The sequence below is a fragment of the Pseudomonas sp. R1-15 genome (assembly GCF_051132085.1).
Classification (GTDB): Bacteria; Pseudomonadota; Gammaproteobacteria; order Pseudomonadales; family Pseudomonadaceae; genus Aquipseudomonas.
Window position 1 is genome coordinate 5,607,422 of record NZ_CP071660.1, and the last position, 19,427, is coordinate 5,626,848.

Genomic DNA, 19,427 nt, shown 5'->3' on the forward strand with positions numbered 1-19,427 from the left:
TTCGGGGGCTGCTCGCAGCCCAGCGGGAGCAAGCTCCCTCGCCAAAAAAGCTCCATACTCATCTGAATGTGAGGACACCGTTTTGCGCTCTACCGAAGTCGTGATCATTGGCGCTGGCGCCGCGGGGTTGATGTGCGCGCTGACCGCCGCCGGGCGCGGGCGGCAGGTGATGTTGCTGGACCACGCCAACAAGGCCGGCAAGAAAATCCTCATGTCGGGCGGTGGACGCTGCAACTTCACCAACATGTACACCGAACCGGGCAACTTCCTCTCGCAAAACCCGCACTTCTGCAAGTCGGCCCTGGCTCGCTATACCCAATGGGATTTCATCGCGCTGGTGGCCAAGCACGGCGTGCCCTATCACGAGAAAAAACTCGGCCAGTTGTTCTGCGATAACAAATCCAGCGACATCCTCGGCCTGCTGCTGGATGAGTGTGACCAGGCCGGCGTCGACCTGCACCTGGACACCTCGATCGAGCAGATCGAGAAGACCGCCGACGGCTACCTGCTGCAAACCACCCTCGGGCCCATCGCTTGCCAATCCCTGGTGATCGCCACGGGCGGGCTGTCGATCCCGACCCTGGGCGCGACTGGCTTCGGCTATCAGGTGGCCAGGCAATTCGGCCACCAGCTGCTGCCGACCCGGGCTGGACTGGTGCCGTTCACCATCACCGATCAGTTAAAGAGCCTGTGCACCGAACTGTCGGGCACGTCGGTGGACTGTCTGGTGAGCTGCAACGAGCAGAGTTTTCGCGAGAACATCCTGTTCACCCATCGCGGTTTGAGCGGTCCGGCGATCTTGCAGATCTCGTCGTTCTGGGAGCCGGGCGACACGGTGCAGATCAACCTGCTGCCCGACCACGACGTGCCGCAGTGGCTGCAACAGCAACAGGCCGAACGCCCGAACAGCGAACTCAAGACCCTGTTGGGCGAGTTGTTCACCAAGAAAATGGCCAACCTGCTGGCCGACACCTGGTTCGTCTCCAAGCCGATGAAGCAATACACTCACGCGGAACTCGCGGACATCGCCGAGAAGCTGGCGAGCTGGAACATCGTCCCCGCCGGCACCGAAGGCTACCGCACCGCCGAAGTGACCCTAGGCGGCGTCGACACTCGGGAAGTTTCTTCCAAGACCATGGAGTCGCTGAAGAGCCCGGGGCTGTATTTCATTGGCGAAGTGCTCGACGTCACCGGTCACCTGGGCGGCTTCAACTTCCAATGGGCCTGGGCTTCGGGGTATGCGGCGGCGCAGTACGTCTGATACCACCCTGGGTCGAGCCCGCTTTTGTGGCGAGGGAGCTTGCTCCCGCTCGACTGCGCAGCAGTCGCAAAACAGCCATCGCACTCGGTCTGAATTAATGCAACGCTTGGGGAAGGGGCCGCTTCGCAGCCCAGCGGGAGCAAGCTCCCTCGCCACAGGGGGTGTTCTTCGCATGCCGGAACACTTTTTGCTGCCGGATGTGATCGTCGCCATTGCATCGGCGTCATTACTGCCTCAATTTAGCGTCATTGCCCGTCAGGCCCGTGCACTTCATGTCATCGACCTCGTTCAGCCAGTCTCTGCGTCGCCTTTGGGCGTTGGATAAATTCAGCTATAGCGTGCGGGTGTTCATCGCCCTGACCGGCAGCATGGTGCTTTGTTGGTACTTGAATCAGATGGCGCTGCTGATTCCGCTGTTCCTCGGCATCATCGCCAGCGCATTGGCCGAGACCGACGACAGCTGGCAAGGCCGTCTCAACGCGTTGGCCGTGACGCTGGTGTGCTTCAGCGTTGCCGCGCTGTCGGTGGAGTTGCTGTTTCCCTACCCCGTCCTGTTCATCGTCGCCCTGGCCCTGGCGGCCTTCGGCCTGACCATGCTCGGCGCCCTGGGCGAGCGCTATGGCGCGATTGCCTCGGCTACCCTGATTCTTTCGGTCTACACCATGATCGGCGTGGACCAGCGCGGCGGCGCGGTCACGGACTTCTGGCATGAACCGGTGTTGCTGGTAGCCGGCGCCGCCTGGTATGGGCTGCTCTCGGTGTTGTGGCACGCGCTGTTTTCCAACCAGCCGGTGCAGCAGAGCCTGGCGCGGCTGTTCCGCGAACTGGGGCGCTACCTGAAGCTCAAGTCATCGCTGCTGGAGCCGATCCGTCATCTGGATATCGAGGCCCGACGCCTGGAGCTGGCCCAGCAGAATGGCCGGGTGGTGGCCGCGCTCAACAGCGCGAAGGAAATCATCCTGCACCGCGTCGGCAATGGCCGGCCGGGCTCGAAAGTCAGCCGCTACCTGAAGCTGTACTTCCTTGCCCAGGACATCCATGAACGCGCCAGCTCCTCGCACTATCCCTATAACGCCCTGGCCGAAGCGTTCTTCCACAGCGACGTACTGTTCCGCTGCCAGCGCCTGCTGCGCCAGCAAGGCAAGGCTTGCCTGGCACTGGCCGAGTCCATCCAGTTGCGCCAGCCGTTCGTCTACGACGACAGCTTCGCCGAGGCCCTGAACGATTTGCATGCGTCCCTGGAGCACCTGCGCATCCAGAGCAACCCGGCCTGGCGCGGCCTGTTGCGCTCGCTGCGGGCGTTGTCGGTCAACCTCGGCACGATGGACCGCCTGCTCAGCGACGCGAGCAACCCCGACGCCCTCGCCGACGCCACTGACAGCAGCCTGCTGGACCGCTCGCCACGCAACCTCAAGGACGTCTGGGTCCGCCTGCGCACGCAACTCACGCCGACGTCGCTGCTGTTCCGTCATGCCCTACGCCTGCCCCTGGCGCTGAGCGTGGGCTACGCGATGGTGCACCTGATCCACCCCTCCCAGGGCTACTGGATCATCCTCACCACACTGTTCGTCTGCCAGCCCAACTACGGCGCCACCCGGCGCAAGCTCGGCCAGCGGATCATCGGCACCGCCATCGGCCTGACGGTCGCCTGGGCGCTGTTCGACCTGTTCCCCACCCCGCTGGTGCAGTCATGCTTCGCCATTGCCGCCGGGGTGGTGTTCTTTACCAACCGCACCACCCGCTACACCCTGGCGACTGCCGCGATCACCGTCATGGTGCTGTTCTGCTTCAATCAGGTCGGCGACGGCTACGGGCTGCTGCTGCCACGGCTGTTCGATACCTTGCTCGGCAGCCTGATCGCCGGGCTGGCGGTGTTCCTGTTCCTGCCAGACTGGCAGGGCCGGCGGCTGAACAAGGTGCTGGCCAATACGCTGACCTGCAACAGCATCTACCTGCGCCAGATCATGCAGCAATACGCCGCGGGCAAAAGCGACGACCTGGCCTATCGCCTGGCCCGGCGCAACGCCCATAACGCCGACGCGGCGCTGTCCACGACACTGGCGAACATGCTGATGGAGCCGGGCCATTTCCGTAAGGAGGCCGACGTGGGGTTCCGCTTCCTGGTGCTGTCCCACACCCTGCTCAGTTACTTGTCGGGGCTCGGGGCCCACCGGGGCACCGAACTGCCGACTGAGGTGCGCGAGCAACTGATCGACGGCGCCGGAGCAAGGCTGGCGACCAGCATCGATGAAATTGCCCAGGGCCTGGCGAGCAAACAGCCGATCGCGATCCAGAGCGACGACGAAGAAGACCTCGCCAGTGCGCTTGAGCTGATGCCCGATGAAATCGACGAAGGCCAGCGGCTGGTGCAGACGCAACTGGCGTTGATCTGCCGGCAATTGGGGCCGTTGCGGACGCTGGCGGCGCACCTGATCAAGGACACCAGTGAGGCTTGAGTGCTGTGGTGACCATGCCATCGTCTTCGCGAGCAGGCTCGCTCCCACAGGGGCAGGCATTTTCAGTGTGGGAGCGAGCCTGCTCGCGAAGGGGCCATCAGCCGCACAGCAGATTCACATCCCATGCGCCTTCAATAACTTCTGATAACTCCCATCCGCCTTCATCGCCGCGATCTCCCGATCAAACCCGGCGACGATCTGCTCATGCTCGGGATTCTTCAGGCTGACCAGGATATGCAGGCTGTTTTCACTCAACGGCTTGGGTAGAAATTCCACGGCATTGCGCACCTTGGCGGATTCGCGGGCCAGGTAATAACGGGCGACGTATTCGTCTTCCAGCGTCAGCTTCACCCGGTCGGCGGCGAGCATGCGCACGGCCATCGCAAAATTATGCACAGGGATTTTCTGCATCTTCTCGTCCTCATCGAACGCCTTGGAATAAGCGTAGCCACGAACCACGGCGATGGGATAGGCATACAACTGCTGCAGGTTGTCGAAGTCGATGGGCGAGTCCTTGCGCTTGATAAATCGCACGCGGTTGAGCAGGTACTCGGCCGAGAAATGGCCCACATGGGTGCGTTCCTCGGCGTACCAGGCATTGATCAGCACGTCATACCGCCCTTCGCTGATCCCCAGCATCGCCCGGGCCCAGGGCACCTGCTCGAAATCACTGGCATAACCGGCGCGCGCCAGGGCGGTGGTGACGATATCGGTCGCAAGGCCGCCATTGACCAGCGTCGAGTCGGTAAAGGGTGGCCAGGCATCGGCGACCAGACGCAGTTTCTGCGCACAGGCGTTGTGGCTCAGCAACAGCAACCCGACCAAAGCAAGAGCTCGATGCAATCGCGGCATGCCTGACTTCCTTGACGGGTTCAAAGCCCGGTTTGTTTTTAGCCGAAACCCAAGGGACTCCCCAAGGCATCCGGGTCCTGACGTTAGCTCATCGAAACCGCTGCGCAGCGCTGGATTGAAGATTACATAAAGAAGGCAGTACCGCGACAAATCGATGATGGCATTTTGGTCTTTATCACAGATTTTTCGACCGATTGAAAAGAGACTTCCGACGCAAGGACGCCTAATATCGGCAGCAGGTTCTCTGGGAAATTCAAAAAATGGATATCGACTGGGTCTGCAAACATCACACTGACCTGAGCAAGGAACAGCTATATGCCATCCTGAAACTGCGCGCCGAGGTCTTCGTCGTCGAACAGAACTGCGCCTACCCGGACGTCGACGGACTGGACCTGGAAGGCGACACCTGCCATCTGATGGCCTGGCAGGACAACCACCTGGTCGCTTACCTTCGTTTGCTCGATCCGCATTCGCGAAACAGCGATGTGGTGATCGGCCGCGTGGTCATCGCCCCCGAGGCGCGAGGGCAAGGGCTGGGGCATACACTGATGGAACAAGCCTTGAAGCAGGCCGAAAAGCACTGGCCCGGCGTATCGATCTCATTGTCGGCCCAGGCGCATCTGCAGGGGTATTACGGGCGATACGGGTTTGAAGTGGTGGGTGTGGAATATCTTGAGGATGGGATTCCGCACATTGGCATGCATCGTCCCTGAAGCCGCCATCGCGAGCAAGCTCGCTCCCACAGGGGGCCCAGGTGGGGCCCAATCTTCTGTCCACATAAGGCCTCTGTGGGAGCGAGCTTGCTCGCGATGAGGCCAGCCCAGGCACCAACAATTCAGGGGTACTCAAGCACCGCCTTGATCCGCTGCAGATTCTGTTCGATCCACCGCCGATCAATCGCCCCCCAATCGCGAATCCGATACCGCCCGGCATGGTTGCGCGCGCCCTCCTGCTGCTCGAATTCACAGAGGATGTCCAGGTCCGCCAGCGCCACGACGGTATCCTGGGCGGTGCGCCGAGGCATGCCGGTAACTTCGGTGAGCGCGGGAATGTTGCTGGCCAGGCCGCTGTCGATCAGGTAAGCCACGTACAGTCGACGATAGAAGCTGCTCTTGGTCTTGCTGACGTCCATTCGCTCATCCCTTGTCTTGTTGCAGGTCCCGCCAGGTCAGGTACACCCGCAGGTCGAATTCCAGCTGGTGGTAGCCCGGCAGCATGTGCTCGCACAGCTGGTAGAAAGCCTTGTTGTGGTCCGACTCCTTGAAGTGGGCCAACTCGTGCACCACGATCATTTCCAGAAACTGGGGCGCTGCGTCCTTGAACAACGAAGCAATGCGGATTTCTTTCTTGGCCTTGAGCTTGCCGCCCTGTACCCGTGACACCGCCGTATGCAGCCCAAGCGCGCGATGGGTCAGGTCGAGGCGGTTGTCGAACAGTACTTTGTCGATGGCCGGCGCGTTACGCAGGTAGCGCTGCTTGAGATCCAGCGCATAGCCGTACAACGCCTTGTCGCTCTGGATCGGATGGCGGCCGGGATAGCGTTGTTGCAGGTAATCGCCCAATCGATCCTCGGCAATCAGTTGCTGCACCTGGGCTTGCAGCGCGGCGGGGTACGCCTGGAGGTATTTGAGCACGGTCATCGGACGGCAACACAGTCACTGGAGGCCGCCAGTGTAGCGAATTCAGGCCGGCACCGCGCTCCAGTCGAATGGTCGCGCGAAAGCATCTGTGTCCTCGGCCATCAAGGGCCGCGCCACGAGGAAGCCTTGCACATATTCACAGCCATGGGCCTTGAGCCAGTGATACTGCTGCGGCGTCTCGACCCCCTCGGCGATCACTCGCAAGCCCAATTGCTTGCACAGGTCGATCACCGAGGCGGCCAGCGCAGCGTCCCTGGGCGAGTCCGGCAAGCGGGCGATCAAGTGCCGATCAAGCTTGAGCGTATCGAGTTCGAGATCACGCAGATGCGCCAGCGAGCAAGGCCCCGAACCGAAGTCGTCCAGCGCCACTCGCACGCCCAGGTGGCGCAGCAGGCGCAATTGCTTATGGGTTTCGTCGGGGTTGCGCATCAGCGCGTCTTCGGTGATCTCGACCTCCAGCTGCCGCGGCTTCAACGCATGGCGATCCAGGACCTGGCGCAACTCGGTCACCAGGTTGGGCATGCCGAACTGGGTACTGCTCAGGCTCACGCCCAACACCAGATCGTCGGGAAACATCCGCTCCCAGACTTTGCGCTGGGACGCACTGCGATGGTAAATCCAGCTGCCCAGCCGACTGATCAACCGAGCCTCCTCCAGCAACGGCAGGAACAAGCCCGGCGGTACGTCCCCGACGCTGGGGTGCTGCCAGCGCAGCAGCGCCTCGAACCCTCGGGTCCGTCCGTCGAGGATGCTGACCTGTGGTTGATAGACCATATTGAAGTCGCGATTTTCGATGGCCGAACGTACGCTTTCTTCAAGCATCAGCCGTGAACGGGCTCGGCCGTTCATTTCGTGATCGTAGAAACGATACTGCTGGCGGCCGGCGCGCTTGGCCTCGTACATGGCGATGTCGGACGCGCGAAGCAACCCGTCGAGGTTGGAGCCGCAGTCCGGGTACGTGGCGATGCCAATACTGGCGCCCAGCGCTACGTCCATGCCTTCGATCTGCTGGCAGACCGAGACGCGCTCGATGAGTTTCTCGGCAATCTTCGCCGCCTGCTCGGGCACCTCAAGATCCAGCAGCGCCGTGAACTCATCGCCGCCGAGCCGCGCGAGGATGTCGAACGGGCGCAGGCAGGCCTTCAACTGTTCCGATACCCAGCGCAACACCCGGTCGCCGGCATCGTGGCCCAGCGAGTCATTGACCCGTTTGAAGCCATCGAGGTCCAGGTACAACAGCACCCAGTTGCTTTCCAGCCGTTCGCTGCGCATCAGCAGGTTTTCGGCGGTCTGATAGAACCCCCTGCGGTTGAGCAAACCGGTCAGGGGATCAGTGACGGCCTGGAACTCCAACTGCTGGTGCAAATGACGAACCACCGACATGTCCTGAAGCGTCACCACCATGGCCTTTTGTTCAGAAGGCAGGGGGGCACAGGACAAGGCCACCGACACTTGCTGGCCGGGCGCGGTGCGCAGCACGGCGTCGTGCAAGCGCCAGGTTTCGCCACGTCGATAGGCGGCATGGATATCCGAATCGATCCACTCGGGAATATGGGGTTTCTGCAGGAAATCCAGGAAGGGCATCCCTTGCAATCGGTCCGCAGTGGCGTTGAGCAAGCGGCACGTCGAAGGGTTGGCAAAACGAATGAAACCGCCTTCATCCACCACCAGGATGCCTTCGGCGGCGTTATCCAGCACCGAGGCATTAAAGGCCCTGGCTGCCTCCAGGTCCTGGCTCAAACGCTGCAAGGCCCGGCGATTGCGCTGGTGTTCGAGTAGCGCGTGGACCTTGGGCTTGAGAATCTGCGGGTCGAACGGTTTGAACAGGTAATCCACCGCGCCGCTGGCGTAACCCTTGATCACCGCGTCCTGGGACTGCTCGTTGGCGGTCAGGAAGATGATCGGCGTGAGCCGCGTGCGCTGGCTGCCACGCATCAGACGCGCCACTTCGAAGCCGTCCATGTCCGGCATCTGCACATCCAGCAGCACCAGGTCGATGTCATGTTCGAGTAGCAGGTTGAGAGCCTCGACACCCGAGGACGCGGTCATGACCTGCCAATCCTGACGCTGCAACAACGCTCGCATGCTGAGCAGGTTTTCAGGGTAGTCATCAACAATCAAAAGGACGGAGCTGTCTTCGCCAAACGGGGGTTGCGCGCATTCCATGCTGCTTCTCTTATCGGGACGCCATGTCCGTCCTACGTGGGAAAACGGACAACATACAGTGATCTCACTCTAGACCGGGATTTTGAAAAGCAGTAGGTGTCATGACGCCATCATCCAGACAAAGCCCGAAATAGCCGACTAACGGTCACCCTGCTCAGGCACAGAAACTGCAATGACCCCCTCGACGAACATTTGACGTCAAACATTCGCCGAGCGGTCAACAACAAAAGCCCCACCCAGCGTTTCGAGACGCTCAAAAGGGCGGTTCAAAGCCTCCCGACACGGCGTACACCCTTTTACATCCGATACGCAGGACACACGACATGATCGATCTCGCAACCTGGAACCTGAGCATTCCTGAAGGCGCACCACCGGCGACCATCCAGACTTCGCAACTGGTACAAGGCTTCAAGAACCAGTATTTCAACTCGGAAACCGGCACCGTGTTTTTCTGGGTCCCCGTCACGGGCGCCACGACGGCCAACGCCATTTACCCTCGCAGCGAGCTGCGCGAAACCAACAGCGACGGCACCTTGCGCAATTGGTTGTACCCGGCTGCGGATAACAAGCTGGCCGCCACGTTGACCGTCGGCCAGGTGCCCAGCACCGGCAAGCTGGTGATTGGCCAGATCCACACCAAGGACAGCACCAGCCCCATGGTGAAGCTGGAATACCAGTACAAGATCTACAGCTCCACCGGCAACATCGTCGCCAAGGTGCGCATGCGTCCCGACGACGCCACGGGCCAGGTCATCACCATCGCCACCGGCATCAAGCTCAACCAGCCGTTCTCGTACCTGATCCACCTCAACCGTGCAGGCCTCTTGACCATCAACGGCGCCGGCTATCAGTGGAGTGCCACCGTCAGCAACACCTGGAGCACCAAACCGTTGTACTTCAAGGCTGGCGTCTACGTGCAGGACAACGCTGGCTACGCCACCGAAGGCGCAAAAGCCACGTTCAGCCTGCTCGATATCGATCACAACCTCTAAGGTTTCCCCCCGAGCAGCAGCATGGATCGCTGCTTGCCCGCAACCGACTCGCTCCCCTTCGATCGACGTCGCAATGGCACCGCCAAAAAGCCATCGTTCAATAAAATTTTGACGCTACCGACCAACGGTCAATTATCTGCGGCACAAAATCGCCAATCCCTACTCTGACGGACTGCTGACGCCAAACCTCCGCCGTACGAACGTGCCGAATGTTTGTCCGCATTCCTGCCGGCGTCCGCAGAAAGCGCGTCTTAGAGCCTCCGGCTGTGGCGTAAATCATTTCTTCTTCTCAGAAAGGATCCGAACATGGTCGATCTAGCAACCTGGAACCTGAGCATCCCCGAAGGCAGCCCGCCAAAAACCATCGAAACCCCTCGACTGGTGGATGGCTTCAGGGACAAGTACTTCAACTCCGAAGGCAGCACGGTGTATTTCTGGTCGCCGGTGACCGGCACCAAGACCGAAAACGCGATCTACCCGCGCAGCGAACTACGCGAGACCTACCGAGACGGCACCCTGCGCAACTGGCTTTACCCAGAGGCCGACAATCAATTGCGCGCGACGCTGGTGGTCAATCAGGTTCCCAGCAGCGGCAAAATCGTGATTGGCCAGATCCATGCCAAGGACAGCAACAAACCGATGGTGAAGCTGGAATACCAGTTCAAGGACGCCACCAACACCGGCAACATCGTCGCCAAGGTGCGCATGCGCCCCGATGACAGCAAAAGCCGGGTCATCACGGTAGCTACCGGCGTGAAGCTTGACCGGGCCTTTTCTTATCGGATCCACCTGGATCGCACCGGCGACCTGGGCATCACCGCCGCCGGTAATAGCTGGTACACCACGGTCGGCGCTGCCTGGCGGGTCAAGCCGTTGTATTTCAAGGCCGGGGTGTATGTGCAGGACAACAGTGGCTATACCAGTGAAGGCGGCAAGGTGACGTTCAGCAAGTTGGACATCGATCACAACACTTGAAATTTCACGTCCTAAAAACTCGTAGGAAACATCCCCTTGTGGTGAGGGGATTTGTTCCCGCTGGGCTGTGAAGTAGCCCCCTCTTTTGTCAGACGCACCGTATGCAGCGGTTTTGCGGCGGCTGCGCCCCCGAGCGGGAGCAAGCTCCCTCGCCACGGGGGCCGGTGCGTCCTACAGGTCGATTTTGGCCTGGAAAATCTACTCTATAGTTTGGTTGGTCTGCTGGCTTTGGTCAGTGGCAGGGGTTTCGCAGCCCTGGTGAGTTAGAATCACGACCGTCAGAAGTCAACATAGGCGCATCCCGCCTGCGTTCGGCTTTTTATGGCGGCTGTGTGTGGGAGATCTTCGGGTCTGCCGGGTTTCTCTAACTCCTCGGTCTGCGAACCCGCACATGGCTGCCACCCAATTTGTTTCGCAGCGAACGGTGGCAATTGCTTTTCTTGAGTTAGAGGTTTGTCATGAAAACCGAACAATTGCTTGGCCGCTTTACCCCACTCACCCCAATCGCCACCACCCAACCTATCCTGTTCATCGACAGCACCGCGCCACTGACCGAGCTTCACGCCTGCGCCAGCGAACGCTTGCATGCCACTCTTGATTACCTGACGCTCATGGCCTGCACCACCCTGCGCGATTCGGCTGCCGGGGATCTCAATACCCTCACTAATGTCGCCCGGATTCTGGTTCAGGATGTGGCCGATGTGTTCGGTGTCATTGAGCAACGTGGGCTCGAAGAGCACTAAAACCTGCGTGCAGGAGATCCCCTGTGGGAGCGAGCTTGCTCGCGATGGCGTTGGGTCTGTAGCGGAAATGTTGGCTGACTCGGCGCTATCAGGATCGGTGTGTATATCCGTTTTTTTGTAACGGCTACTTATGGTTCCGCTCTTACAGCGGGTCACTTTTGGAAAGAGCCGGGAGCCGGACCAGCCAAAAGTAACCAAAAACGCTCTGCCCCACCACTCGGTGCCTCGCTAAGGCTCGGCATGCCCTCACTCCGGCATTGCTCCGTGGGCCCGCCGCGAAGGGCCGTCCCTGGCCCAGCGCGGCTAACGGGGCGCCGAAGTCAACGTCCGCCGCGAGGCGGCCTGAAGCCGACCTGGTTCTGGATGGGGTCCGCGTTCCTCCTGTGGGAGCGAGCCTGCTCGCGAAGAGGCCAGTAAGCCCAACGCCATCTGATTGAACCACCGATATTGCCAGCCAGCTTACGGTGGCGGCAGGACATTCAATACTTTCATCGACTGTGACACCGACTTCGCGAGCAGGCTCGCTCCCACAGGGGAATACTTTCGACTGGGCCGGCTTCCGGGCTTTTCAAAAGTGACCCGCTGTAAGAGCGGAACCATAAGCAGCCATCACCAAAAAAACGGATATACACACAAAACCACGACATCCCAAGCATAAAAAAAACCCGCATCACTGCGGGTTTTCCAACAACGCTAAACCATCAATTAACCTTAGCGTTCAACTCACCCTTCAAATACCGCTGATACATGGCTTCCAGCGAGATCGGCTTGATCTTCGACGCATTACCCGCCGTACCAAACGCCTCATAACGCGCAATACACACATCACGCATCGCCGTCACGGTCGCACCGAAGAATTTACGCGGATCAAACTCGCTAGGATTGGTCGCCATCAGACGACGCATGGCACCGGTGGAAGCCAGGCGCAGGTCAGTGTCGATGTTGACCTTGCGCACGCCGTACTTGATGCCTTCGACGATTTCCTCGACCGGCACGCCGTAGGTTTCCTTGATGTCGCCACCGTACTGGTTGATGATCGCCAGCCACTCCTGCGGTACCGAGGAGGAGCCGTGCATCACCAGGTGAGTGTTGGGGATACGCTTGTGGATTTCCTTGATGCGGTCGATGGCCAGCACGTCGCCGGTAGGCGGCTTGGTGAACTTGTAGGCGCCGTGGCTGGTGCCAATGGCGATCGCCAAGGCGTCGACCTGGGTTTTCTTGACGAAGTCGGCGGCTTCTTCCGGGTCGGTCAGCATCTGGCTGTGATCCAGCACGCCTTCGGCGCCGATGCCATCTTCCTCACCGGCCATGCCGGTTTCCAGCGAGCCCAGGCAACCCAGCTCACCTTCCACCGAGACGCCGCAGGCGTGGGCCATGGCGACGGTTTGCTGGGTGACACGGACGTTGTATTCGTAGTCAGTCGGGGTCTTGCCGTCTTCGCCCAGGGAGCCGTCCATCATTACCGAGCTGAAGCCCAGTTGGATGGAGCGCTGGCAGACGTCAGGGCTGGTGCCGTGGTCCTGGTGCATGCACACCGGGATGTGCGGGAATTCTTCGATTGCCGCCAGGATCAGGTGACGCAGGAACGGCGCGCCGGCGTATTTGCGAGCGCCGGCCGAAGCCTGGACGATCACCGGGGAGTCAGTCTTGTCAGCGGCTTCCATGATGGCGCGCATCTGCTCAAGGTTGTTGACGTTAAAGGCTGGGACGCCATAGCCGAACTCGGCTGCGTGGTCCAGCATCTGACGCATGCTGATAAGTGCCATTAGTGTGTCTCTCCCGGTCGAGGGTCGTTAATCGTGCCAGCCTGCCGGAGCGGCGGCGGCTATTCAAGTCATTGCGGGTCGGGGCTGGCCCGAGCCTGCGTGTTCCGTATCGCCAAACCCAAACATTGACGCGATCCCTGTGGGAGCGAGCTTGCTCGCGATGAGGGTGGCACATTCAACATCTCTGTTGCCTGATAGACCGCTATCGCGAGCAAGCTCGCTCCCACATGGGATCTGCTTTCCCTATTCAGATCTGTGTGAATCAGCTGAATCCTGTCAATCGGCCTTGCAGCCCCGCCCAATCAGATCATTGGTGGCGACCCAATACGCCAGGCCTTCCTCACCCTTGATGTGCAACGCCAGCATGTCATCGCTGTACAGCGAACCTTCGGCGCCGGGCTCAAGCTTGAGGCGATAAACCTTGTCAGCGCCGCCCAGCCGGACATCGACTTCCTTGCGCGCTGCATCGGCATAACGCCAGAGCACCTTGGCCTCGCTGTCACATGTCCAACTCGTCCAGCCCTCTGCAGCAGGCTCGGACGACTGCAAAAAACCCAGTTGCGAGCAACCGGCCAACAATGCCAACGCCACGACGGCGATAAAGCCTTTCATCCGTGTTCCTCGACGGGCGGCCCGTGCCGCTCGCCATGAGTTAAGAGTCTGACCCGTCAAGGGCAACCATGTTCCTTGACCGGCGCCTGCGTCTCGTATTTATCCAGGCCGTCCGGCCCGGAACGCTTGTTCAGTACCGGGTTGGTCTCGGCCTGCCAGTCAGCCTGATAACAGCCTTGCTCAGGCACTGGCGCCGCCGTGTCCGGCGCGGTGGCTTGCGGGCTGCTCGAGCAAGCCACCAACAGCGTCGCGGCCATCAGCAACATGAACGTCTTGACCATCGGAACACTCCTTTGCCTGGTCAACGTTGCCTCAGGCCTTGGCCCGGCTTTCCAGGACTTCCACGGCAGGCAGCACTTTGCCCTCGACGAATTCGAGGAACGCGCCACCACCGGTAGAAATGTAGGAGATCTGCTCGGCTACGCCATATTTATCGATGGCAGCCAGGGTGTCGCCACCGCCCGCGATGGAAAACGCAGTGCTCTCGGCGATCGCCTGGGCCAGCACCTTGGTGCCGTTGCCAAACTGGTCGAACTCGAACACACCGACCGGACCGTTCCACAGGATAGTCTGGGAGGATTTCAGCAGTTCGGCGAAGTTCGCCGCGGTTTGCGGGCCGATATCGAGGATCATGTCGTCCTCGGCCACATCGTCGATCAGCTTGACGGTGGCGGTGGCACTTTCGGCGAATTCCTTGGCAACCACCACATCCACGGGCAACGGTACGCTGACCTTGGCGGCGATTTCACGGGCGGTGTCCAGCAGATCCGGCTCGTACAAGGATTTGCCTACCGGGTGACCGGCGGCGGCGAGGAAGGTGTTGGCGATGCCGCCACCGACGATCAACTGGTTGCAGACCTGGCTCAGGCTGTTGAGCACATCCAGTTTGGTCGAAACCTTGGAGCCGGCAACGATGGCGGCCATCGGCTGGGCTGGCGAGCCCAGGGCCTTGCCCAGCGCGTCCAGCTCGGCCGCCAGCAACGGACCTGCGGCGGCGACTTTGGCGAACTTGGCCACGCCGTGGGTCGAGCCCTCGGCGCGGTGCGCGGTGCCGAAGGCGTCCATCACGAACACGTCGCACAGGGCGGCGTATTGCTGGGCCAGCTCATCGGCGTTCTTTTTCTCGCCCTTGTTGAAGCGCACGTTTTCGAACAGCACGACATCGCCAGCCTTGACGTCGACGCCGCCCAGGTAATCGGCGATCAACGGCACGTCGCGGCCCAGGGCCTTGCTCAGGTAATCCGCCACCGGCTTGAGGCTGTTCTCGGCCGAGAATTCACCTTCGGTTGGGCGGCCCAGGTGCGAGCACACCATCACTGCCGCACCTTTTTCCAAGGCCAGCTTGATGGTCGGCAGCGAGGCCAGGATGCGCGCGTCGCTGGTGACAACACCGTCCTTGACGGGGACGTTGAGGTCTTCGCGAATCAGTACGCGCTTACCTTGCAGATCGAGGTCGGACATCTTCAACACGGTCATGGGTCGCAATTCCTGGGTAACTGTTTAGAGAGCAGGTTTATTGGAAGCGGTTTGCAGGTAATGCTCGGCAACGTCCAGCATACGATTGGCAAAACCCCATTCGTTGTCGAACCAGGCCAGGATGTTCACAAGCCTGGGCCCGGAAACGCGGGTCTGGCTGGCATCGACGATGGCCGAATGTGGGTCGTGGTTGAAATCACAACTGGCGTGAGGCAACTCGGTATAGGCCAGGAGGCCTTTGAGCGGGCCGCTGGTGGCGGCTTCGCGCAGGATCCGGTTGACCTCGGTGGCGTCGGTATCGCTCACGGTCTGCATCGTGATGTCGAGGCAGGACACGTTGACCGTCGGCACCCGCACGGCTTTGGCCTGAATTCGCCCGGCAAGTTCCGGCAACAGCCGTTCAATGCCGCGCGCCAGACCAGTGGACACCGGAATCACCGACTGGAAGGCCGAACGGGTACGGCGCAAATCCTCGTGGTGATAGGCGTCAATCACCGGCTGATCATTCATCGCCGAGTGGATGGTGGTGATCGACACGTATTCCAGGCCGATAGCCTGGTCCAGCAGGCGCAACAGCGGCACGCCGCAGTTGGTGGTGCAGGACGCGTTGGACACCAGCAGCTCTTCGCCAGTCAGGCAGTCCTGGTTCACACCGTAGACGATGGTGGCGTCAACGTCGGCCTCGCTGGCCATCGGCTGGGAGAACAGCACCCGTGGCGCGCCGGCAGCGATGAACCGCTGGCCATCGTCACGGGTGTTATAGGCGCCGGAGCACTCAAGCACCAGATCGACGTTCAGGGACGCCCAATCGATGCCTTCGGGCGTGGCGCTGCGCAGGACCTTCACGCAGTCGCCATTAATGTGCAGACAATCGCCCTCGACCCGCACTTCGCCGGGAAACCGGCCGTGGGTGGAGTCAAAGCGTGTCAGGTATTCGATGCTGGCCATGTCGGCCAGATCGTTGATGGCCACAATCTCGAACCCGGCCTCCGCCCCTCGCTCGAACAACGCACGCAAGACGCAACGACCAATGCGGCCGTAGCCGTTGAGTGCAACTTTGTAGGGACGCGGTTGGGGCATGGGGGTTCTCTGATCGGGGTGAATCCGTTAAGACCAGCATTGCCTGCACCACCGCTATCGCGAGCAAGCTCGCTCCCACAGGGTCGGTGGAGATCCTTGTGGGAGCGAGCTTGCTCGCGATGGCGTCAGCACAGACAACCTATTACAGATCAGTCTTCCAGCAGCTCTTCAGCCTGCCCAAGGATGTTCTCCAGGGTGAAGCCGAACTCCTCGAACAGCGCCGACGCAGGCGCCGACTCACCGTAGGTGGTCATGCCGATCACGCGGCCTTCCAGGCCCACGTACTTGTACCAGTAATCGGCGTGAGCGGCTTCGATGGCAATGCGCGCGCTGACCTGCAACGGCAACACCGCTTGCTTGTAGCCGGCGTCCTGGGCATCGAACACGCTGGTGCAAGGCATGGAGACCACGCGCACGTTGCGGCCCTGCCCGGTCAGCTTGTCGAAGGCCTGGACGGCCAGGCCGACTTCCGAACCGGTGGCGATCAGGATCAGCTCAGGCTCGCCGATGCAGTCCTTGAGCACATAGCCGCCACGGCTGATGTCGCCGATCTGGCCGGCATCGCGCTCCTGGTGCTGCAGGTTCTGGCGCGAGAAGATCAGCGCCGATGGGCCGTCGTTGCGCTCGATGGCGTGTTTCCAGGCCACAGCAGACTCCACGGCGTCGCATGGGCGCCAGGTGTCCAGGTTCGGCGTGCAGCGCAGGCTCGCCAGTTGCTCGATCGGCTGGTGAGTCGGGCCGTCTTCGCCCAAGCCGATGGAGTCGTGGGTGAACACGTACAGGATGCGTTTTTTCATCAGCGCCGACATGCGCACAGCGTTGCGGGCGTATTCCATGAACATCAGGAAGGTCGCGCCGTAAGGCACCAGGCCGCCGTGCAGGGCAACGCCGTTCATGATCGCGCTCATGCCGAACTCACGAACGCCGTAGTACATGTAGTTGCCGCTGGCGTCTTCGGCGGTTACACCCTTGCAGCCTTTCCACAGGGTCAGGTTGGAGCCGGCCAGGTCGGCCGAACCGCCCAGCAGTTCCGGCAGCAATGGGCCGAAGGCGTTCAGGGTGTTCTGGCTGGCCTTGCGGCTGGCGATGGTTTCGCCCTTGGCCGCGACTTCGGCGATGTAGGCAGAAGCTTTCTCGGCGAAATCGGCCGGCAGCTCGCCGCTGAGGCGACGGACCAGTTCGTTGGCCAGCTCAGGGAATTCGGCGGAGTAGGCTGCAAAACGCTGGTCCCACTCGGCTTCGGCCGCGCGGCCTTTTTCCTTGGCGTCCCATTCGGCATAAATGTCGGCCGGGATTTCGAACGGGCCGTGTTCCCACTTCAGCGCGGCGCGGGTCAGGGCGATTTCCTCGGCGCCCAGTGGCGCGCCGTGGCAGTCTTCCTTGCCCTGCTTGTTCGGCGAGCCGAAACCGATGGTGGTCTTGCAGCAGATCAGTGTCGGCTGGGCGCTCTTACGCGCAGTCTCGATGGCGATCTTGATTTCTTCCGGGTCGTGACCGTCGACGTTGCGGATCACCAGCCAGTTGTAGGCTTCGAAGCGCTTGGGGGTGTCGTCGGTGAACCAGCCTTCGACTTCACCGTCGATGGAAATGCCGTTGTCATCGTAGAAGGCGATCAGCTTGTCCAGGCCCAGGGTACCGGCCAGGGAAGCGACTTCATGGGAAATGCCTTCCATCATGCAGCCATCACCCAGGAACAGGTAGGTGTGGTGATCGACGATGTCGTGGCCAGGACGGTTGAACTGGGCCGCCAGGACTTTTTCCGCCAAAGCGAAGCCCACCGCGTTGGCCAGGCCCTGGCCCAACGGACCGGTGGTGGTTTCAACGCCTGGGGTGTAGCCGTATTCCGGGTGGCCCGGGGTGCGGCTGTGCAGCTGGCGGAAGTTCTTCAGGTCATCGATCGACAGGTCATAGCCAGTCAGGTGCAGCAGCGAGTAGATCAACATCGAGCCGTGGCCGTTGGACAGCACGAAGCGGTCGCGGTCGGCAAACGATGGGTTGCTCGGGTTGTGCTTGAGGTAGTCGCGCCAAAGCACCTCGGCGATATCCGCCATACCCATTGGGGCACCGGGATGGCCGCTGTTGGCTTTCTGCACGGCATCCATGCTGAGGGCACGAATGGCATTGGCACGCTCACGACGGCTGGGCATCGCTGATCTCCTGGGTTTTGAATAACGAAACTGAAAAAGGCGAGCATTTTCCCTCACCCACCCGCCTCGGGGCAATCAGATACTCGTCCAAAGGCGATATTTGCGCCGTATAAAGCCGCATCGGCCAGGTGAAACCTTTCCGCTGTTGCTGGGTAGAGTCAAGCTGCTGCTGGGAAGTGCCATTTATCGAGCAATATCAAAACTTTTTGATATTGACCTTGCGATGCGCCAGACCCGTCACTAGACTGCCGCCCATGAATTTACGCGTGCCTTCCATTCGCCATGACGATTGCGATGAGCTGGCGGCCCTTTGCAAGGCCGGCGGCGATCCGTTGCGGCTCAATGTATTGCGCGCCCTGGCCAACGACTCGTTCGGCGTTCTGGAACTGGCGCAGATCTTCGGCATCGGCCAGTCCGGCATGAGCCACCATTTGAAGGTGCTGGCCCAGGCCGACCTGGTGGCGACGCGCCGTGAAGGCAACGCGATTTTCTACCGCCGCGCCCTGCCCCACACCGAACTGCTGGGCGGCAAGCTGCACGCAGCGCTGCTTGAAGAGGTGGACGAACTGGACTTGCCGCTGGACGTGCAAGCCCGCATCGCCCAGGTACACGGGCAACGAGCCGCCGCCAGCCAGGACTTTTTCGCCCGGGTGGCGGAGAAATTTCGCGCCCAGCAGGACCTGATCGCAGGACTGCCGCAATACCGTGACAGCGTCGTGGCGCTGCTGGACAAGCTCAGCTTCGAGCCCACCGCCACGGCGCTGGAAGTCGGCCCCGGCGACGGTGCATTCCTGCCGGAACTGGCGAGGCGCTTCAGCCAGGTGACCGCGCTGGACAACAGCCCGGCGATGCTCGAACTGGCCCGCCAGGTGTGCGAACGTGAGTCCCTGGCTAATGTCCGCCTGCAACTGGCCGACGCGCTGAACGGTGTGAGCCTGCAGGCCGACTGTGTTGTATTGAACATGGTGCTTCACCATTTTGCCGCGCCGGCCGATGCACTCAAGCACATGGCCAACCTGCTGCAACCGGGCGGTAGCCTGTTGGTGACAGAGTTATGCAGCCACAACCAGAGTTGGGCCAAGGAGGCCTGCGGTGATCTCTGGCTGGGGTTTGAACAGGACGATCTGGCCCGTTGGGCCACCGCTGCGGGCCTCGTGCCCGGGGAAAGCCTCTATGTAGGCTTACGTAATGGTTTCCAGATCCAGGTTCGCCATTTTCAGCGACCGGCTGGCGACACTCACCATCGGTAACTTGTAGGAAA

At 61.1% G+C, this 19,427-nt stretch carries 17 protein-coding genes; 7 read left to right on the forward strand and 10 right to left on the reverse strand.

The features are described from left to right. Nucleotides 1-82: 82 nt before the first annotated feature. Nucleotides 83-1,261 (forward strand): NAD(P)/FAD-dependent oxidoreductase, encoded by a 1,179-nt coding sequence (locus J3P97_RS25340; protein WP_434571267.1) that lies wholly within the window; start codon nt 83-85, stop codon nt 1,259-1,261. A gap of 272 nt (nt 1,262-1,533) precedes the next feature. Next, nucleotides 1,534-3,717, forward strand: coding sequence for a YccS family putative transporter (yccS, locus tag J3P97_RS25345; protein ID WP_434673004.1), 2,184 nt, complete (start codon nt 1,534-1,536; stop codon nt 3,715-3,717). A 114-nt stretch (nt 3,718-3,831) separates the two neighbouring features. Here the strand turns inward: yccS and J3P97_RS25350 are convergent, their stop codons facing one another. Continuing rightward, nucleotides 3,832-4,569 carry a substrate-binding periplasmic protein gene (locus tag J3P97_RS25350; protein ID WP_434673005.1) on the reverse strand — a complete coding sequence of 246 codons (738 nt, stop codon included), beginning with the start codon at nt 4,567-4,569 and terminating at the stop codon, nt 3,832-3,834. A gap of 260 nt (nt 4,570-4,829) precedes the next feature. On the opposite strand from J3P97_RS25350, the gene J3P97_RS25355 reads away from it, so the two are divergent. Beyond that, nucleotides 4,830-5,282, forward strand: coding sequence for a GNAT family N-acetyltransferase (locus tag J3P97_RS25355; protein ID WP_434571261.1), 453 nt, complete (start codon nt 4,830-4,832; stop codon nt 5,280-5,282). 122 nt (nt 5,283-5,404) lie between these two features. Here the strand turns inward: J3P97_RS25355 and J3P97_RS25360 are convergent, their stop codons facing one another. The 3 genes from J3P97_RS25360 to J3P97_RS25370 are packed head-to-tail and all read right to left on the reverse strand — an operon-like array spanning nt 5,405 to nt 8,375. Continuing rightward, a complete protein-coding gene (locus tag J3P97_RS25360) occupies nt 5,405-5,701 on the reverse strand; it encodes a winged helix-turn-helix domain-containing protein (protein ID WP_434602090.1) in 297 nt (98 codons plus the stop codon). A gap of 4 nt (nt 5,702-5,705) precedes the next feature. Next, a complete protein-coding gene (locus J3P97_RS25365; RefSeq protein WP_434571257.1) occupies nt 5,706-6,209 on the reverse strand; it encodes a M48 metallopeptidase family protein in 504 nt (167 codons plus the stop codon). A gap of 42 nt (nt 6,210-6,251) precedes the next feature. After that, the gene (locus J3P97_RS25370) at nt 6,252-8,375 is read right to left on the reverse strand and encodes a putative bifunctional diguanylate cyclase/phosphodiesterase (protein WP_434571255.1); all 2,124 of its coding nucleotides are present in this window, start codon (nt 8,373-8,375) and stop codon (nt 6,252-6,254) included. 323 nt (nt 8,376-8,698) lie between these two features. Between J3P97_RS25370 and J3P97_RS25375 the strand changes: the two genes are divergently transcribed. The 3 genes from J3P97_RS25375 (at nt 8,699) to J3P97_RS25385 (ending at nt 11,085) form a co-directional block, all read left to right on the forward strand. Beyond that, a complete protein-coding gene (locus J3P97_RS25375; protein WP_434673006.1) occupies nt 8,699-9,367 on the forward strand; it encodes a polysaccharide lyase family 7 protein in 669 nt (222 codons plus the stop codon). A 306-nt stretch (nt 9,368-9,673) separates the two neighbouring features. Continuing rightward, the gene (locus J3P97_RS25380; RefSeq protein ID WP_305498250.1) at nt 9,674-10,342 is read left to right on the forward strand and encodes a polysaccharide lyase family 7 protein; all 669 of its coding nucleotides are present in this window, start codon (nt 9,674-9,676) and stop codon (nt 10,340-10,342) included. A gap of 458 nt (nt 10,343-10,800) precedes the next feature. After that, the gene (locus J3P97_RS25385) at nt 10,801-11,085 is read left to right on the forward strand and encodes a fructose-bisphosphate aldolase (protein ID WP_434571251.1); all 285 of its coding nucleotides are present in this window, start codon (nt 10,801-10,803) and stop codon (nt 11,083-11,085) included. Between the two features lie 701 nt (nt 11,086-11,786). Here J3P97_RS25385 and fba read toward each other — a convergent pair. From fba to tkt, 6 genes are all read right to left on the reverse strand, one after another. Continuing rightward, nucleotides 11,787-12,851 (reverse strand): class II fructose-bisphosphate aldolase, encoded by a 1,065-nt coding sequence (fba, locus tag J3P97_RS25390; protein ID WP_003177554.1) that lies wholly within the window; start codon nt 12,849-12,851, stop codon nt 11,787-11,789. A gap of 276 nt (nt 12,852-13,127) precedes the next feature. Further along, complete coding sequence (locus tag J3P97_RS25395) at nt 13,128-13,463, reverse strand: MliC family protein (protein ID WP_434571249.1); 336 nt, start codon at nt 13,461-13,463, stop codon at nt 13,128-13,130. A 56-nt stretch (nt 13,464-13,519) separates the two neighbouring features. Beyond that, nucleotides 13,520-13,744: a hypothetical protein gene (locus J3P97_RS25400; protein WP_434673007.1), complete on the reverse strand. Its 225-nt coding sequence runs from the start codon at nt 13,742-13,744 to the stop codon at nt 13,520-13,522. Between the two features lie 31 nt (nt 13,745-13,775). Next, the gene (locus J3P97_RS25405) at nt 13,776-14,939 is read right to left on the reverse strand and encodes a phosphoglycerate kinase (protein ID WP_434673008.1); all 1,164 of its coding nucleotides are present in this window, start codon (nt 14,937-14,939) and stop codon (nt 13,776-13,778) included. A gap of 24 nt (nt 14,940-14,963) precedes the next feature. Continuing rightward, a complete protein-coding gene (gene epd / locus J3P97_RS25410; protein WP_434673009.1) occupies nt 14,964-16,019 on the reverse strand; it encodes an erythrose-4-phosphate dehydrogenase in 1,056 nt (351 codons plus the stop codon). A 149-nt stretch (nt 16,020-16,168) separates the two neighbouring features. After that, nucleotides 16,169-18,166: a transketolase gene (gene tkt, locus J3P97_RS25415; RefSeq protein ID WP_434673010.1), complete on the reverse strand. Its 1,998-nt coding sequence runs from the start codon at nt 18,164-18,166 to the stop codon at nt 16,169-16,171. 254 nt (nt 18,167-18,420) lie between these two features. Here tkt and J3P97_RS25420 point away from each other — a divergent pair, with 254 nt between their 5' ends. Next, on the forward strand, nt 18,421-19,416 hold the full coding sequence (locus J3P97_RS25420; protein WP_434673011.1) for an ArsR/SmtB family transcription factor: 996 nt from the start codon (nt 18,421-18,423) through the stop codon (nt 19,414-19,416). Nucleotides 19,417-19,427 lie beyond the last annotated feature (11 nt).

What these genes read in the sequence shown, in the direction of transcription:
- J3P97_RS25370 (WP_434571255.1), bottom strand. Translation starts at nt 8,375, where the DNA reads ATGGAATGCGCGCAACCCCCGTTTGGCGAAGACAGCTCCGTCCTTTTG.
- fba (WP_003177554.1), bottom strand. Translation starts at nt 12,851, where the DNA reads ATGGCACTTATCAGCATGCGTCAGATGCTGGACCACGCAGCCGAGTTC.
- J3P97_RS25395 (WP_434571249.1), bottom strand. Translation starts at nt 13,463, where the DNA reads ATGAAAGGCTTTATCGCCGTCGTGGCGTTGGCATTGTTGGCCGGTTGC.
- J3P97_RS25365 (WP_434571257.1), bottom strand. Translation starts at nt 6,209, where the DNA reads ATGACCGTGCTCAAATACCTCCAGGCGTACCCCGCCGCGCTGCAAGCC.
- J3P97_RS25360 (WP_434602090.1), bottom strand. Translation starts at nt 5,701, where the DNA reads ATGGACGTCAGCAAGACCAAGAGCAGCTTCTATCGTCGACTGTACGTG.
- epd (WP_434673009.1), bottom strand. Translation starts at nt 16,019, where the DNA reads ATGCCCCAACCGCGTCCCTACAAAGTTGCACTCAACGGCTACGGCCGC.
- tkt (WP_434673010.1), bottom strand. Translation starts at nt 18,166, where the DNA reads ATGCCCAGCCGTCGTGAGCGTGCCAATGCCATTCGTGCCCTCAGCATG.
- yccS (WP_434673004.1), top strand. Translation starts at nt 1,534, where the DNA reads ATGTCATCGACCTCGTTCAGCCAGTCTCTGCGTCGCCTTTGGGCGTTG.
- J3P97_RS25375 (WP_434673006.1), top strand. Translation starts at nt 8,699, where the DNA reads ATGATCGATCTCGCAACCTGGAACCTGAGCATTCCTGAAGGCGCACCA.
- J3P97_RS25400 (WP_434673007.1), bottom strand. Translation starts at nt 13,744, where the DNA reads ATGGTCAAGACGTTCATGTTGCTGATGGCCGCGACGCTGTTGGTGGCT.
- J3P97_RS25350 (WP_434673005.1), bottom strand. Translation starts at nt 4,569, where the DNA reads ATGCCGCGATTGCATCGAGCTCTTGCTTTGGTCGGGTTGCTGTTGCTG.
- J3P97_RS25405 (WP_434673008.1), bottom strand. Translation starts at nt 14,939, where the DNA reads ATGACCGTGTTGAAGATGTCCGACCTCGATCTGCAAGGTAAGCGCGTA.
- J3P97_RS25385 (WP_434571251.1), top strand. Translation starts at nt 10,801, where the DNA reads ATGAAAACCGAACAATTGCTTGGCCGCTTTACCCCACTCACCCCAATC.
- J3P97_RS25355 (WP_434571261.1), top strand. Translation starts at nt 4,830, where the DNA reads ATGGATATCGACTGGGTCTGCAAACATCACACTGACCTGAGCAAGGAA.
- J3P97_RS25380 (WP_305498250.1), top strand. Translation starts at nt 9,674, where the DNA reads ATGGTCGATCTAGCAACCTGGAACCTGAGCATCCCCGAAGGCAGCCCG.
- J3P97_RS25420 (WP_434673011.1), top strand. Translation starts at nt 18,421, where the DNA reads ATGAATTTACGCGTGCCTTCCATTCGCCATGACGATTGCGATGAGCTG.